Source organism: Acrocarpospora pleiomorpha, assembly GCF_009687885.1.
Lineage (GTDB): Bacteria > Actinomycetota > Actinomycetes > Streptosporangiales > Streptosporangiaceae > Acrocarpospora > Acrocarpospora pleiomorpha.
This window is the reverse complement of sequence record NZ_BLAF01000016.1, coordinates 123,491-138,097: the sequence shown is the minus strand read 5'-3', so window position 1 is coordinate 138,097 and position 14,607 is coordinate 123,491. Positions and strand designations below refer to the sequence as shown.

Annotated in this window: 19 protein-coding genes; 11 read left to right on the top strand and 8 right to left on the bottom strand. The window is 68.9% G+C overall.

The window, feature by feature from the left end; all coding sequences use genetic code 11:
- The first annotated feature begins 20 nt into the window (after window positions 1–20).
- The 5 genes from Aple_RS16435 to Aple_RS16415 all read left to right on the top strand — a co-directional run bounded on the left by Aple_RS16435 (window position 21) and on the right by Aple_RS16415 (window position 7,023).
- Window positions 21–2,078 carry a hydantoinase/oxoprolinase family protein gene (locus Aple_RS16435; protein ID WP_155345461.1) on the top strand — a complete coding sequence of 686 codons (2,058 nt, stop codon included), beginning with the start codon at window positions 21–23 and terminating at the stop codon, window positions 2,076–2,078.
- Window positions 2,075–3,796, top strand: a complete 1,722-nt coding sequence (locus tag Aple_RS16430) for a hydantoinase B/oxoprolinase family protein (protein WP_155345460.1) — start codon at window positions 2,075–2,077, stop codon at window positions 3,794–3,796. Before Aple_RS16435 ends, Aple_RS16430 begins: the two co-directional genes overlap by 4 nt.
- Complete coding sequence (locus Aple_RS16425) at window positions 3,793–4,992, top strand: metal-dependent hydrolase family protein (RefSeq protein WP_155345459.1); 1,200 nt, start codon at window positions 3,793–3,795, stop codon at window positions 4,990–4,992. Before Aple_RS16430 ends, Aple_RS16425 begins: the two co-directional genes overlap by 4 nt.
- Before the next feature lie 116 nt (window positions 4,993–5,108).
- Window positions 5,109–5,609 carry a SigE family RNA polymerase sigma factor gene (locus Aple_RS16420; RefSeq protein WP_155345458.1) on the top strand — a complete coding sequence of 167 codons (501 nt, stop codon included), beginning with the start codon at window positions 5,109–5,111 and terminating at the stop codon, window positions 5,607–5,609.
- On the top strand, window positions 5,596–7,023 hold the full coding sequence (locus tag Aple_RS16415; RefSeq protein ID WP_155345457.1) for a hypothetical protein: 1,428 nt from the start codon (window positions 5,596–5,598) through the stop codon (window positions 7,021–7,023). The genes Aple_RS16420 and Aple_RS16415 overlap by 14 nt, the downstream gene beginning before the upstream one ends.
- 90 nt (window positions 7,024–7,113) lie before the next feature.
- On the opposite strand, the gene Aple_RS16410 is transcribed toward Aple_RS16415, so the two are convergent.
- A complete protein-coding gene (locus tag Aple_RS16410) occupies window positions 7,114–7,611 on the bottom strand; it encodes a DinB family protein (RefSeq protein WP_155345456.1) in 498 nt (165 codons plus the stop codon).
- A 172-nt stretch (window positions 7,612–7,783) separates the two neighbouring features.
- On the opposite strand from Aple_RS16410, the gene Aple_RS16405 reads away from it, so the two are divergent.
- The 5 genes from Aple_RS16405 (at window position 7,784) to Aple_RS16385 (ending at window position 10,824) form a co-directional block, all read left to right on the top strand.
- Window positions 7,784–7,957: a hypothetical protein gene (locus Aple_RS16405; RefSeq protein ID WP_155345455.1), complete on the top strand. Its 174-nt coding sequence runs from the start codon at window positions 7,784–7,786 to the stop codon at window positions 7,955–7,957.
- A gap of 194 nt (window positions 7,958–8,151) precedes the next feature.
- Window positions 8,152–9,300, top strand: a complete 1,149-nt coding sequence (locus Aple_RS16400) for an RNA ligase RtcB family protein (RefSeq protein WP_155345518.1) — start codon at window positions 8,152–8,154, stop codon at window positions 9,298–9,300.
- A complete protein-coding gene (gene prfH, locus Aple_RS16395) occupies window positions 9,297–9,905 on the top strand; it encodes a peptide chain release factor H (protein ID WP_155345454.1) in 609 nt (202 codons plus the stop codon). The genes Aple_RS16400 and prfH overlap by 4 nt, the downstream gene beginning before the upstream one ends.
- 138 nt (window positions 9,906–10,043) lie before the next feature.
- Window positions 10,044–10,517 (top strand): hypothetical protein, encoded by a 474-nt coding sequence (locus Aple_RS16390; RefSeq protein WP_155345453.1) that lies wholly within the window; start codon window positions 10,044–10,046, stop codon window positions 10,515–10,517.
- Between the two features lie 115 nt (window positions 10,518–10,632).
- On the top strand, window positions 10,633–10,824 hold the full coding sequence (locus Aple_RS16385) for a hypothetical protein (RefSeq protein WP_155345452.1): 192 nt from the start codon (window positions 10,633–10,635) through the stop codon (window positions 10,822–10,824).
- Window positions 10,825–10,880: 56 nt separating this feature from the next.
- Here the strand turns inward: Aple_RS16385 and Aple_RS16380 are convergent, their stop codons facing one another.
- From Aple_RS16380 to Aple_RS16350, 7 genes are all read right to left on the bottom strand, one after another.
- Window positions 10,881–11,402, bottom strand: coding sequence for a hypothetical protein (locus Aple_RS16380; protein WP_155345451.1), 522 nt, complete (start codon window positions 11,400–11,402; stop codon window positions 10,881–10,883).
- 145 nt (window positions 11,403–11,547) lie between these two features.
- Window positions 11,548–12,093 carry a hypothetical protein gene (locus Aple_RS52785; protein WP_174889837.1) on the bottom strand — a complete coding sequence of 182 codons (546 nt, stop codon included), beginning with the start codon at window positions 12,091–12,093 and terminating at the stop codon, window positions 11,548–11,550.
- 146 nt (window positions 12,094–12,239) lie between these two features.
- Window positions 12,240–12,629 carry a type II toxin-antitoxin system VapC family toxin gene (locus Aple_RS16370; protein ID WP_155345450.1) on the bottom strand — a complete coding sequence of 130 codons (390 nt, stop codon included), beginning with the start codon at window positions 12,627–12,629 and terminating at the stop codon, window positions 12,240–12,242.
- Window positions 12,626–12,871 carry a hypothetical protein gene (locus tag Aple_RS16365; protein WP_155340566.1) on the bottom strand — a complete coding sequence of 82 codons (246 nt, stop codon included), beginning with the start codon at window positions 12,869–12,871 and terminating at the stop codon, window positions 12,626–12,628. Before Aple_RS16365 ends, Aple_RS16370 begins: the two co-directional genes overlap by 4 nt.
- Window positions 12,872–12,934: 63 nt before the next feature.
- On the bottom strand, window positions 12,935–13,150 hold the full coding sequence (locus Aple_RS16360) for a hypothetical protein (protein ID WP_246264515.1): 216 nt from the start codon (window positions 13,148–13,150) through the stop codon (window positions 12,935–12,937).
- A 4-nt stretch (window positions 13,151–13,154) separates the two neighbouring features.
- Window positions 13,155–13,469 carry a hypothetical protein gene (locus Aple_RS16355; RefSeq protein WP_174889836.1) on the bottom strand — a complete coding sequence of 105 codons (315 nt, stop codon included), beginning with the start codon at window positions 13,467–13,469 and terminating at the stop codon, window positions 13,155–13,157.
- Window positions 13,470–13,519: 50 nt separating this feature from the next.
- Complete coding sequence (locus Aple_RS16350) at window positions 13,520–13,801, bottom strand: Lsr2 family DNA-binding protein (protein ID WP_218038352.1); 282 nt, start codon at window positions 13,799–13,801, stop codon at window positions 13,520–13,522.
- A gap of 265 nt (window positions 13,802–14,066) precedes the next feature.
- On the opposite strand from Aple_RS16350, the gene Aple_RS16345 reads away from it, so the two are divergent.
- Entirely contained in the window at window positions 14,067–14,588 is a 522-nt protein-coding gene (locus Aple_RS16345) for a hypothetical protein (protein WP_155345449.1), read from the top strand.
- Window positions 14,589–14,607 lie beyond the last annotated feature (19 nt).

The following is a 14,607-nucleotide window of genomic DNA, read 5'->3' as shown; positions in this document are numbered from 1 at the left end:
ACAGGAAGGCTGGCACCACGATGAGCAAGACGAGCAGGCTCGCGATCGACGTCGGAGGAACGTTCACGGACGTGGTCGAGCTGATCCCCGGCACCGGCGAGCTGCGTTTCGACAAGGTTCCCACCACGCCGGACGCGCCGACCCGGGGCGTCATGAACGCCTTCGCGGTAGCACGGGCGTCCATGGCGGAAATCGGGATGTTCACCCACGGCACGACCCTCGGGCTGAACGCGCTCCTCACGCGCACCGGAGCGCGCACGGCCGTCATCGGCACGAAGGGGTTCCGCGACGTCTACCTGCTCGGCCGCACCGACCGGCGCACCAACTACGACATCACCTACCGCAAGCCGGCGGCGCTGCTCGAACGCTACGACACCTACGAGGTCATCGAGCGGAGCCGGTTCGACGGCACGGTGCACACGCCGCTCGGCCTGGACGACGCCCGCCGCGTGGCGGCCCTCATCGCGGAGCGCGGGTACCAGTCGGTGGCGGTGGCCTTCCTGCACGCGTACGCCAACCCCGAACACGAGCTGCGGATGCGCGAGGTCCTTGCCGAGGTGGCGCCCCACGTGGCGGTCACGCTGTCGCACGAGCTGTCGCGGGAGTACCGCGAGTACGAGCGCACGAGCACGGCGGTCCTGGACGCCTACGTGAAGCCCATCGTCCGCCAGTATCTGCTCGCGGTGGAGGGAGAGCTCGCCGCGGGCGGATTCGACGGGCGCTTCCTCATGACGCGTTCCGGCGGGGGCGCGATGACCGCCGCCGCGGCCCGGGAGCAGCCGGTCAGCCTGATCCTTTCCGGCCCCGCCGGCGGGGTCATCGGAGCGGCCGCGCTGTCGCGGATTCTGCGCCGGCCCAACCTCATCACCATCGACATGGGCGGCACCAGCCTCGACGCGTCCCTGATCCTCGATGGCGAGCCGGTCCTGTATCAGGGCGCCGAATTCGAGCAGCTGCCCATCAACACTCCGTCGCTGTACATCCACACGATCGGGGCGGGCGGCGGCTCGATCGCCTGGCTGGACGAGGCCGGCGGCCTGCAGGTCGGGCCGCAGAGCGCCGGAGCCGCGCCGGGACCCGCGTCCTACGGCAGGGGCGGCACCGTGCCCACATTCACCGACGCGGCGCTGGCCATCGGCTACCTGGGCAGTGAGACCCCCTTGGGCGGCAGGCTGACCCTGGACGCCGATCTGGCGGAGAAGGCGCTGCAGCCGGTCGCCGCGGCGCTCGGCATGAACAGCAGGGCCCTCGCCCGCGGCGTCATCCGCATCTCCAACACCAAGATCACCGGCGCCGTCCGCGCCATCACCGTCGAGCTGGGGCGCGACCCCAAGGACTTCGCCCTGCTGTCCTTCGGCGGGGGCGGCGGCCTCGTCGCCGTCGACGTGGCCCGCGAGCTGGGCATCCCCACCGTCATCGTGCCGCCGGGCCAGGGCGCCTTCTCGGCCTTCGGGATGCTCATGGCCGACGTGCAGTACGACTTCGCCCGCACCTCGGTGGCGCCGCTGGCCGGGCTCGACCCCGCGGCGGTGGACGCCTCGTACCGCGAGATGGAGCGGGAGGCGGAGGTTCTCCTGGCCGCGGAGGGATTCGGCGCGGAGAGCCGCACGCTGGTCCGCAGCCTCGACGTCCGCTACGCCGGCCAGGAGCACTCCGTCACCGTGTCCTTCCCCGCCGAGGCCGGCGACATGGCCGAGGCCGTCGAGGCGAGCTTCGCCCGGCTGCACGAGCGGCAGTACGGCCACACCATGGACGACCCGATCGAGGTCACCACGCTGCGGCTGCGTGCGGTGGGCTCGGTGGACAAGCCGGCGCTCCCGCTGATCGCGGAGCGAACGGCCGGCGCCCTCAGCCCGGAGGGCACCAGGGCGGTGTACGTGTCAGACGACCGTCCTGAGGTCCGCTACGACCTCTACACCCGTGAGTCCCTGCTGGCCGGCGACGTCATCGAAGGTCCCGCGGTGATCGCGGAGCACACGGCGACCACGGTCGTGCACGCCGGCGACACCCTGCGGGTCGGGCCGTACGGCGAGCTGGTTGTTTCCGTGAACCACGAGACCGGGGAGATCAACCGATGAGCGACGCGATTACCACCGAGATCATCCGGCATGGCCTGCTCGCCGCCGCGGAGGAGATGGCCAGGAACCTGTGCCGGACCGCGTACAACACGGTCGTGTACGAGATCCACGACTACGGCATCGGCATTCACGACGCCAACGGCGACGTGGTCGCGGACGCGCCCGGCATCGCGGTCTTCACCCGCGGGAACGACCACGGGATCAAGAAGGCCGTGGAGTTCCTCGGCCGCGACGGGATGCGACCCGGCGACGTCCTCATCCTCAATTACCCGTACTGGTCGTCGGCGCACACGCTCGACCCGCTGGTCTTCGCCCCGGTGCACCACGGCGCGGAGCTCATCGGCTTCACCTCCTGCCGGATCCATGTGCTCGACCTCAAGCAGAAGGATCCGGGATACGTCCTGGACTCCACGGACATGTACCAGGAAGGGCTGTTCTTCCCGGCCAGCAAGCTCTACCGGGGCGGGGTCCAGAACGACGACGTCTTCAACGTCATCCGGTTCAACAGCCGGATGCCCAAGCGCACGATCGGGGACATCCAGGCCCAGGTGTCCGCCTGCGTCACCGGCGTCCGCCGTACCCAGGAGATCGCGGCCAAGTACGGCTCCGAAACACTGCAGCGCGCCATGGGCGCGATCAACGACCACGGTGAGCGGCTCGCCCGCCTCGCGCTGGCCAAGCTGCCCAAGGGCACGTGGACGGCGCACGACTTCGTCGACAGCGACGGTGTCGACCTGGACCGCCTGATCAAGATGGCGGTGACCGTCACCATCACCGCCGACGAGATGATCATCGACTGGACCGGCAGCGATCGCGACGTGAAAGGGCCGATCAACCTGCCCGTCGGCCAGACCGAGGCGTTCTGCAGCCTGATCTTCAAGGCGCTGACCACCCCCGACACGCCCGTGGTGGCCGGCAACTTCCGGCCGATGCGAGTGATCACCGAGCCGGGCTCTGTGATGCACGCGGTCCCGCCGATGCCCACCTTCACGCTCTGGACCGGCCTGCTCGGCGGCGAGGTCGTGTTGAAGGCGCTCGCGCAGGGCATGCCCGACCGCGTGCCCGCGTGCTCCGGTGGCGACGTCAGCTCGATGATGGGCCTCGGCATCAACCCGCGCAACGGCGAGACGTGGCTGGAGGCCACCAACGAGGCCGTCGGTTTCGGGGCGCACGCGACGGGCGACGGCGAGGACGGGATCATGCACCTGTCCGAGCCGGGCTGCCGCAACAACCCCGTCGAGGTCCTGGAGACCAAGTCACCGATGTTCATCGAGTCGTACGGCTACCGCCCGGACACCGGCGGACCCGGGCGGTTCCGGGGCGGTGTCGGGGTGGGACGGACCTACCGGTTCACCGCGCCGTCCACCGGCATCTGCCTGGTCTACAAGACCAGGACCAAGCCCTGGGCCATCGGCGGGGGACGCCCCGGCGAGAACAACCACATCGTGCTCAACCCGGGCACCGGCCGCGAGGTCGTGCAGGGCGGCGGCTACAACCACCTGGAGGCCGGCGAGGTGCTGGTCAACAACACCGGCGGCGGCGGGGGCTTCGGCCACCCGTTCGAGCGCGAGCCGGAGCGGGTCGCGCGCGACGTGCGCAACGGGTTCGTGTCGGCGGCGGCCGCCGCCCGCGACTACGGGGTCGTGGTCGACCCGGACGACTTCGACGTCGATGCCGCCGCCACCCGGCGACTGCGCGGCGGGGAGCCGGCGGCATGACCGCGGGCAGCCTGACCATCGTCAACGCCGCCGTCTTCGACGGCGTCTCGGCCGAGCTGACGGAGGGCCCGATCCACGTCTCGGGCGGAACCATCGTGGAGATCGGCGGCGGCGCGCGGTCCGCCGGCGAGGTGATCGACGCCCGGGGCGGCACGGTCGTCCCCGGCCTCATCGACGCGCACTTCCACGCCTACGGCACCGAACTGGATCTGCTCACCCTCGAATCCAGCCCGCTCAGCTACGTCGCGCTGGCCGCGGCCGGTCGGCTGGCGGCCGCCCTGGGCCGCGGCTTCACCACGGTGCGCGACGTGGCCGGGGGAGACCCCGGCCTGGCGAAGGCCATCGCCCGGGGCCTGATCGCCGCGCCGCGGTACCTGTTCACGGGCCCCGCGCTGTCGCAGACCGGCGGGCACGGCGATCCCCGCCCCGGCGACCAGAACCTGTGCTCGTGCGGAAGCCACATGGCGGAGATCGTGGATGGTGTGGACGCGCTCCGCCGCGCGGTACGGGACCGCTTCCGGCGCGGCGCGCACGCCATCAAGATCATGGCCTCCGGCGGGGTGGTCTCGCCCACCGATCCGATCCGCGTCCCGCAGTACTCGCCGGAGGAGATCCGCGCGGTCACCGACGAGGCGGGCCGCCGCGGCAGCTACGTCGCCGCGCACGCGTACTCGCCCGAGGCGATCGCCCACGCCGTCGAGAACGGGGTCCGCACCATCGAACACGGCAACCTGCTGGACGCGCCCGCGGCCACGCTGATGGCCGGGCACGGCGCGTTCCTCGTGCCGACGCTGGCGGCGTACGACGCCATGGACAGGCGCGGCGCGGAGCTGGGACTCGCTCCCGTCTCGCAGGCGAAGAACCGCGAGGTGCTGGACGCCGGCCGGCGGGCGATCGAACTCGCCCGCGCGGCAGGCGTCCGGATCGGCTTCGGAAGCGACCTGATGGGCGTCCTCGAGGACGAGCAACTCACCGGGCTCCGCCTCCAGGTCGAAGTCGAGGGCCCGCTGGCCACGCTACGCTCCGCGACCTCCGTCAACGCCGACATCATCGGCCGCCCCGATCTCGGCCGCGTCGAGGTGGGCGCCACCGCCGACCTCCTGCTCCTCGCCGGCGACCCGTTCACCGACCCGTCGATCCTGTGGGCGGGCCCCGAACGACGAACCGTCATCCAGAACGGGACCGTCTCGCAGTAGGCATCAGGTCGCGCGGTCTTAACACGTGGCAGGCCGTGACCGAAACAGTGAGGATCCGCGGGCAACCATCCCCGGCGGTCAGGCGTACATAGGGTCATGAGACTGGATGGGAGCGTGTGAGCGCGCCGGCGGGGTTCGCCGAGTTTGTCGCGGCTCGGGGCACCAGCCTGCTGCGTACGGCGCATCTCACCTGCGGTTCCGCCCAGGAGGCGGAGGACGTGCTGCAGAGCGCGCTGGAGCGGGCCTGCCGGAGCTGGCACCGGCTTCGCCAGGACACCGACCCCGAGCCCTACGTACGCCGGATCATCGTGAACCTCGCCATCAGCCGGGCCAGGCGCCGCGCGCTGCTCCGCATCATCCCCACTCATTCCCCGCCTGAGACGCCGACCACGAGGGACGACGTCGAGCTGCGGCAGGTGCTGATGAGCGGGCTGCGCGCGCTCCCGCCCCGCCAGCGGGCCGTCGTCGTCCTCCGCTACTGGGAAGACCTGTCGGAAGCGCAGACCGCGAAGCTGCTCGGCTGCTCGGTCGGCACGGTGAAGAGCCAGGCCGCCAAGGCGCTCGTACGGCTTCGCGCGCTGCTGGGCGAGGAGGTGGCCAGCAATGTCGGAGCTTGAGGTCGAACTGCGCAGGGCGATGGCGGAGGAGACGGCCGAGCTGAGGATCTCGCCCGATCTGGTGGACCGGGTCGTACGGGGTTCGCAGTGGCGGCGGAGGGCCCGGGCGAAGGTGGTGGCGGCGGCGATCGCGCTGGTCGCGGCGGCGGGGGCCGGACCGGCCTACCTCGTCGCCACCCGAGGCGACGAGATGGTCGTGGAGGACGTACGCGCCGAGGTCAACGGCGTTGAGATCCGCTATCTGCCGGAAGGGCTCGTCAGGTGGGAGCGGGCCGAGGTCGCCCTGGCCGACCTGCGCGGTGAGGCGCTCCGCTGGTCGGATGGTGATCGGTGGGCCGAGATCAGTGTGTACCGCACCGGTCGCCAGATGGAGAGCGCCATGGACGTCCTCGCACTGAACGCCATGCCGTCCCCGGTCGAACCCAGGAAGGCGGACGGTCCCGTCGTCTCGTCCGACGGAACCGACAGGCTGTGGGTCCCGCGGCCCGGGGTACTGCTCCGGGTCACGACATCCCCGTCGTTGAAGGACGACCTCGACCGGATCGCCGGCGGGCTGCGCGTCCGGTGGACGGGGGACATCGGAGAGGTACGGGTGACGTACATGCCGGACGGCTGGCGATCCTCGGACGAGATCATGCCGTTCAGCGACGGCATTGCCCGGCGCTGGTCGTCCGACGAAGCCGGCGAGATCACGGTGGAGGTGGTGTACGGCCTGCGCGCGAAGGACCTGAAAACGCTGCAAGGGGTCGCCTGGCCGACGAACGAGCGGCTCGTCGACCTGCGCCGAACCTCCGTCAGGGGAACGGCAGCCGCCGAAGGCCGGGTCGTCGGCGGGGAGCGCGGACCGGACAAGGGTCTGATGCGGCTGTGGGTCGTGCGGCCCGGTCTGGGCATTCGGATCTGGGCGTCGAGCAGCACGGCCGGCGACATGCAGCGGATCTCGGAGGGAATCGAGCTGATCTCCACCACTTTCTCGGAGTCGGTGGACGGGATGAGGGCGCCTTCCCTCCCTCCGGAACTCCGAAAGGGTGATGAGACGCGGGAACTGGGCCCCGACTGGCGGGGAACCACCCGCTACTGGGGGGACAGGCCAGGCGATGGCGCCTACGTGGCCATGTCGGTGTACCGAGGGCCGTACTCCCAGGATTGGCAGGGAGCGAAACCCGAGCCCTGGCTGGCTGACATTCCCACCGCGGAGAAACAGCAGGCCGCCGTCGGGGGAGTGGCTGGCACTCTGCTCACCTGGAGCGAGACCAGGCGCGTCAACGGAGGGCCGAGGCTGCTGCAGGGCCGCCGGTTCGTCTGGACCGCCGAGACCGGCCTGGCCATCGCGATCACGACTGTGGTCGATGCCGCCAGTTCGACGGCGTACATGACCCTCGACATGGACACGCTTGTCCACGACGTCCAGTGAGTGGTTTTGTACCGCACCGGCGGGCGACCGGGCGGGATTCACTGTGATCATCAACCACAGCGCTCAGCGGCATGTGCGGACGTCGGCGCGTTATTCGCTTAGAAGCTGCTCGCGCAGGATGTCCGCGTGCCCGCAGTGCTGAGCGAGCTCGCGCAGCATGTGGAGGTACACCCAGCGTAGCGGGAGCGGGCCGCGCCGGTTGCCGTGGATCACGTCGTCCAGCCCGAGGGATGACGTCGCGCGGCGTGACGCTTCGCATGCTTCACGGTGTGCCCGCTGGATGGTGGCGATAGTGTCGCCGTCATCGAGAATGAACGACTCGTCTGGTGTCGCGGGGATACCGATCTCGGCGCGCGACCGGCGCGTGACGGCTTCGTCGAACCAGACCTTCTCAACGAAGGTCGCGTGCTTCACCAGACCCAGCAGCGTGGTTCGGGAGGGCACCAACGACCGGCGCGCTTCCTCGTCGGTCAGCCCGTCCAAGCAGCGATTGAGGGCGCTGCGGTGCTCATCGAGAAACATCTCGAACTGGGCCTTGGCTGGTTTATCGATGACGTCTTCGGCGGACGTGGCCGGGAGGGAGGACATCTGCGAAGCATTCCAAGACTGGTCACCCAACAGCAACTAACGCACATCGGCAGACCAGCGCGTTCGAGTTCCTCTGGCTCCGCGGTGGATCGCTGCCACGTCTGGGCTGGCGATGCCTGCGGTACGGCGGTCGTATGCGGTCCCCACTCGGCAAGTGCGCATTGTCAGCGGCATGAGCGGATGTCGCTTCGTCGGACTCGACGTGCATCCGGGTCAGGCCCGTGTACCGGGCCAGGTGAACGGCAGTAGCCATCCGCAGCAGCTCGGCGCCCGCGTCGGCCGGCACCGTCACGAACTCACCGAAGGTGTCCGTGCTGCGGGGGAACCTCAGGGCTGGTACGACTGAAAACCATTTGCCTCGCGCATGGGCTCAGGGAACGCTGTGTTCCATGACGTTCTGACGGACAGCGACCCGCCACTGCGAGATCTCACGGCGCCAACCCGTGCCGTACTGCCGTCTGCCCACATCCTTTCTGCGGAGAAACGTCTTTGTCTCAGCAATACTCTCGGCAGGAGTCCCTGCCGTTGTCCACGCCGGCCATGGGTTCGGCCACCATTTCTGTGTTCTCTTCCCCCGCAAGCTGGATCGAGTCCGATGCCCTCGTGCAGTGCCACCAGGTGGCCGCTCTCGATGGCATGACGCACGTTGCCGCCATGCCGGACCTGCACCCTGGCAAGGGCGCCCCGATCGGGGCCGCCATGGCGTCGACCGTGTTGTATCCGTTTCTGGTGGGCTCCGACATCGGCTGCGGTATCGCCGTGTTCCCCATCACGCTCAAGCGCGCCGTACCCGCGAAGCTTGCCGCCCGGTTTCCCGACCTCGACCGTGCGCTGAGCCCTGGGCAGGATGCCGGCAACCCGGCCTGGGCCGTTGTGAAGGGCGATATTCCCGCCGGTCACCTCGAGGGTCTCGGAACGGTCGGACGAGGCAATCACTTCGTGGAGCTGGCGCGGATCGAGACGGTCTTCGAGCCGGGTCACGCGAGTCGTCTCGGGCTCGCCGCCGGCGATCACGTTCTCATCGTCCACAGCGGTTCCCGAGGGCTGGGCGAGCGGATCCTGAGGGCGCACACCGCGGTCCACGGTGCGGGCCCCGCTCCTGATCCCGGCGCCTATCTGGCGATGCATGACGACGCCGTACGCTGGGGATCACTCAACCGGCGGTTGCTGGCCGCCCGGGTCGCCCATGCCCTGGGGACCGAGCCTACCGAGCCGATTGTCGACCAGTGCCACAACCTGGTCGAGATCCGCGACGGGGTCTATCTGCACCGCAAGGGGGCGGCGCCGGGTGACCGCCGCGACGTGCTCATCGCGGGCACGCGAGGCACCTGTTCCTACCTCGTGGCCGCCCACGCCGGGCCGGACGCCAACCATTCGGTGGCGCACGGCGCGGGCCGCAAGATGTCGCGTGCCGACGCTCTGCGCCGGGGCCGGGCCAAGCACACGGTCGAGGAGTTGCGCCACACACCGGTGGGCTCGGTGGTGGTGTGCGGCGATCGCCAACTGCTCTTCGAGGAGGCGCCGACAGCCTACAAGCGCATCGAGCAAGTGATCGCCGACCTCGTCCACCATGAGCTGGCCACGCCCGTGGCCACCACGGTCCCCCTGGTCACCTACAAGACGCCTGACATCGGGCCGACGCCCCAACGGGACCGCCGGGGCCACCGCCGTAAGCGAGGCCGGCCATGATCGTCCACCTGCTTCTGTCGGCAGGACGTGGCCCGCAAGAATGTGCCTGGGCGCTGGCCCGGCTGCTGCGCCGCCTGGAAGCCGACGCCAGCCGGCAGGATCTGCGGACCCATCGGGTCCAGACCGTTCCCGGTGACCGGCCCGGCACCTACCGATCCGTCCTGGTCCAGATCACCGGAGTCGGCGCGGAGCCGTTCGCTGCCTCGTGGACCGGAACGCTGTGCTGGCAGGCCCCCAGCCCCTACCGGACCAGCACCGGCCGAAAGAACTGGTATGTCATCGCCCAGCCGTGCCAGGTCGACACCCCGCGCACAAGGTTCGCGGAAGCAGATGTCGATATCGTCGCCTGCCGCACCGGCGGCCCCGGCGGTCAGCATCGAAACAAGGTCAGCACAGCGGTACGGGCGACCCACCGCCCCTCGGGGATCGTCGTCGTGGTCGACTCCGAGCGGCAGCTCAGCCTCAACCGCCGCATCGCCATGCAGCTGCTGCGACAGCGCATCGAGCACGGTGAGGAGGCAGCAGAACGCGCCGTCACCACCGCCCGCTGGCGCATCCACGATGAGCTCGTACGCGGAAACCCGACCCGTATCGAACGTCCATAAATGTCGAAGCAGGACCCGGCCTCATAGGAGCAGGCAGTGACGGCGGCAATGTGAATCCGCGCGCCGCTTCCTCGCAGCACTGGACCTGCCAGTCCCCGAGGGTCTCTCTTAATCTCGGGAAGTCACACGATCAGCGGCATGACCAGGTCCCATGTGGGCTGGTGGTCGATTTGGTATGTTGTCCTGAATATGATGATCTTGCGAATCACTGCTCTGATAGCGCTCGCACTGGTGCATTGTGCGCTCACAACGCCGACAGCGTCGGCGGCAGGCGCACAGAAGAAGGTGCTGGTAGAGCTCCGGGAGCAGGGCGGTTTCGCGGGTATTGACAATCACGTGATCGTGTACGCCAGTGGATGCGCCCGGTTGCGTCATCGTACGGACAGGGCTGTGGCCATGTGTCTCACCAATGGTGAGATGCGAGGGCTGCGCGGTGATCTGAAGCGCTTGCGGCTGGGCCGATCCGAGGCGGAGCCGCCGGGGGCTGACTTCATCAAGTACACACTCGCCTACCGAGGCCACCGCATTGCCCGCTACTCCCTGCCCAGCACCTGGCGGCCGGTGGTGCGCCGGTTGGAGAAGATCCTCCAGAAACACGGTGTAACCGCCTGACGCTGAGCCACGGTCATAGCGATCTTCGCCGTGGCTGGGCGTCGCCCCCGGCGGCACCGCCCTCTTCTCCGTCCGCCTCTCACGGGCTCCGACGAGCGACACCACCGTCACGGCCGTGCGACTCAATGGCGACCCCGACCTGGCCATCCAGTCGGGCGCGACCCTGACCTTCACCCCGGCCAACTGGAACATCTCCCAGACCGTGAGGGTGGCCGTCGGACCGGGCGCCACGGTCGACGACTCCGCCCAGTTTCGCGTCTCCGCGCCCAACCACCAGCTGAGCATATTCACCGTCACGGTGGTCTGACCGCTCCTGACCCCCTGTAGGGCAGGATGAAAAACGTTCACTGCACGGTATTGGCACTAGAAGAGGCCGGCGATTTCGGGAGTATTGAAGGTGCGGGTGGATCCGGTTCGGGGGTCGCGGTAGTCGATGCTTCCGTATACCTCGTCGAATTCGCCGGGCCAGGGGTCCTCGTTGAGGCTGGACTTGGTGACGACGCGTTCGAATTCGGCGCTGAGGCCGGTTTCCGAGGCCCATACGCGGATGGTGGAAACGCCGGTGATGATGTCGTCCTGGGCTTTGTCGCCTGCGTACAGCCAGGTGCGGAAGGGATTGCGATAGGGGGCGGCTTTGATGATGGCCTGGGCCTCGGTCTGGGTTAGTTTGCGGAGGTCGATGCCGATGTGGACCAGGTAGTGCCCGGAGTCGGTCGGGGTGAGGGACAGGCAGGCGTTGTATTCGGGTTTGTAGTTGCATCGTTGTGCCGCTGAGGCGGGGGCGGCCATCAGGGTGATGCCGAGGGCGGAGGCCGTGGTCATGGCGAGCGTTTTCAGGAGGCGGCGCTTCGTACGGCCGTGGGGCCGGTGATCTATGGTGTTCAAGGTGTTCTCCTCGTGACGGGCGCCGAATCGGACGACGGCGCCTCACCACAGAGGGCGTGACATGGAGAGACACTATGCGGACCTGATGGAACACGATGGAACTTGGTGGTTCCCGAAATTGAGGTTCGAGGGAAAGCGCCTCGGATCAGGGTCCGGCGCAGCTGGTCGCAAGGGTGAGTTCGCCGTTGGGAGTGGGGCGGAAGCCCAGGGTGTGGAGCTCTGGGATGTCGATCGTGGTGACCATGTGTAATGCGCCAGCTTCGGCTACCTCGCAGATTGCCAGGCGTACGAGCGCTTCGCGTACCGTCGGGGGGATGCCGGGCTGGGCGCGGGCCAGGTCGAGGCGGGTGGTGTGGTGGTCGTCCTCCCAGGATGCGGCGGCGCGCGCGGGTGGGGGAAGGGGCTCAACCGGGGATTGAGGCGCGAAATGCTCCAACGCCTGGCGCAGCACCGCCTTTCCCTTGCGAGCCTTGGCGCTGGGGCCGTCCACATTGGCCCGGGGGGCGAGAGCCTCGACAGCCACGCCGAGCGCGGAGTTCAGTTCGTCGGGATCATCTAGGACGGCCGCGAAATCCGGGAGCGGTGGGAAGCTCAGCGGACGTCCACGTGAGCGGCCGGGGGTCCAGATCACGACCTCGGTTTCGGCGAGGTAGCGGGCTGCCTTCTCCGCGCGGGAGAACGCCCAGGTCAAAGGTGGTGGGGGCGCCAGGGATTCGAACCCTGAACCTACGGATTAAAAGTCGCAGTTCTCAACGCCGCCTGCTATCACGAGCAATTCCATCGGCTGCTCCCGCAGGGAACCCTGTGATCACCCTTGAGAAGGGGATTGGTTGACCGTCAGGGTTGCGCGGGGGCGATGTCCGTGTGTGGGAAGTCCTCGCCTTTGAAGAGCAGGGGCTGGTCGAGGTCTTTGGCGAGAGCGTAGGCGAAGCAGTCGCCCATGTTGAGCTTGGCCTTGGAGTTATTGCCCTTGCCGTAGGTCTGGTACGCCCAGCGCGCAATCCTGGCCTGATTGGGTGTTACCGGCTCGATGATGAGGCCCATCTCGTCAACGAGTGTGTCGAAGGCGTTGCGCATGGCCTCACCGCGGTTGTCCGCCACGATGGCCGCTTCGACGTAGTTGACAGCCGAGATGCGACACACGGCGGCGGCGATGGCGTGGGCGAATGGGGTAGCCTCGGGTTCACCGTTGATGACAGCGATGATGGCGCTGGAATCGATGATCACGCGGGAAGGCCGGTGTCCGGGTCGTACAGGTCTTCGACAGAGAGCCGGTCCTGACCCAGATGGGTTCGCATGCCGGCGGCGATGCTCAGGATGCGTTCGGCTCTGCCGGCGGCTTCGGAGCGGCGTTCCAGCGCATCCAGACGGCGTTCGAGCACTTGAGCGGCGTGCTGGGTTTCCTCGGCCAACCGGATAACCCGGCGGGCGAGGTCATGAATGGGCTCGTGTTCGAGGTCCACGCTCACCGTCCTCGACTCCCTCCGTCGCGGCGCCTGTGTTGCACCTTCAGCGTAGCTGGTGGCCGAGGCTTACTCGCATCCCCAGTTGGCGTAGTAGAGATGGGCGTCGTAGTAACGCTCCATCAGCTTGTTCGGGTCGCCCCCGAAGTCGCCCCACTGATAGTCGTTGGTGAAGCCGGTGGCGGTGATCCGCGCCCTGGTCGACAACGCCCGCACCTCGGCCTGCTGCCGGTCGGTCAGCGGCCGGTCCAGCGCCAGGAACTCGTAGTACTGGTACCCGCCCACGCGCTCACCCACCCCAGCGCCGGGAGGCGGCGATCCAGTCGGCCCCGGCCGGGGGCGACTCGGGCATGGGCAGGTCCAGGATGCCGACCAGCTGCCGGTGCCTCCCATGGCGGCAGATGGCCGCGATGCCGGTTCCTGGGGAGTCCGTCACGCCGGTTACGCTGACGCGGACGCCCAGCACGGTCGTCTCGAACGGCACCTGGAGGTTGTCCTGGAGCACAGCGGCGAACGCCGCCCGCTGCTCCTCCTCGTCATAGGCGTAGAGGGTCGCCTCGGCGATCAGCTCATCCAGGCGGTCATCGGGGATGTCGGGGGCCACGGGCGACCACGATAGCGAGCAGACCGCCGCGTCATGGCCGACTTGTCCCGCTACAAATGCGCTGCCCGATACGCCTCCCAGATTTCGGGACGAAGACGTCTCTTGCCGGGCACGTCCAGGCCGCGCTCACATGCCCAGGCGCGGACCTCGGCGGTCGACGGCTCCGGTCGTACGTCAACCGGTGAGGGCCGGGGCGGAGAGTGGTCGGCGGCGGCGTATGTGGCGGCCAGGAATCGGTAGGTCCACTCTTCGGCCAATTGCCGGGTCTCGCCGAACACGATCGGCATGTTCGGGAAGGCCACCTGCAACTCGGCGATCCCGTCCGCGACCACGGCGGGCCGGACGTGCTGCGCGTGCGGCCTCTACCTCGACGACACCGCAGCCTGGCTCAACCCGCCACTTCCGACGAATTAACGGGCGCGACCACTAGAGAAACGCCCTGCGGGCGGCCTCACCGGTGTCAGCCCAGCTCGCATCTCCAGGCCGCTGAATTACGCGGAACGCGGGTAACAAACTCGTACAGAACAGGCGGGCGGCCGCAGGTGGTAGGGCGGCCGGAGCGGTTGCTAGGCGGCCATGAAGTGCACAAAGCGGACGATGCGCGGCCTGCGCTCGGCCCTGGTGGCACTCAACACTACCGTGATCGCGGTCGCGGCCCACCGCGCCCACGGGACGTCCCCGCCCCTGCTGGCCCTGGTCCCCGTGGTCCTGGCGGCCTGGGGCGTCGCCTACGTGCTGGCGGGCCGGAGGGTCACCCGGTGGGAGTTGCTGGCCCTGCTCGGCGCCGCCCAGTTCGGCATCCACGGCCTCAGCGTCTACCTGGCGGAGCCCGGCCACCACGATCCCGGCCATCACGGCATCGGCGACGCCTCTTCGCCGATGGTCCTCACACACGCCGCGGCCACCGTGCTCACCGCGCTGCTGCTGGAGCACGGCGAGCGGATGTGGTGGGGGCTGCTCTCCCTGCTCGACGTCCGGTACCGCACGGTCCACGCCCGCGATCTTCCGCCGCCGGTCCGGCGCCCGGTCCCGATCGCCTCCCGCACCGTCCCCACGCTGACCCGGCTGTGCGCCGGCCCGGTCGGGACGCGCGCCCCGCCCCTCCTCACCCGGATCTGAACCACCACGGGGATAAGAG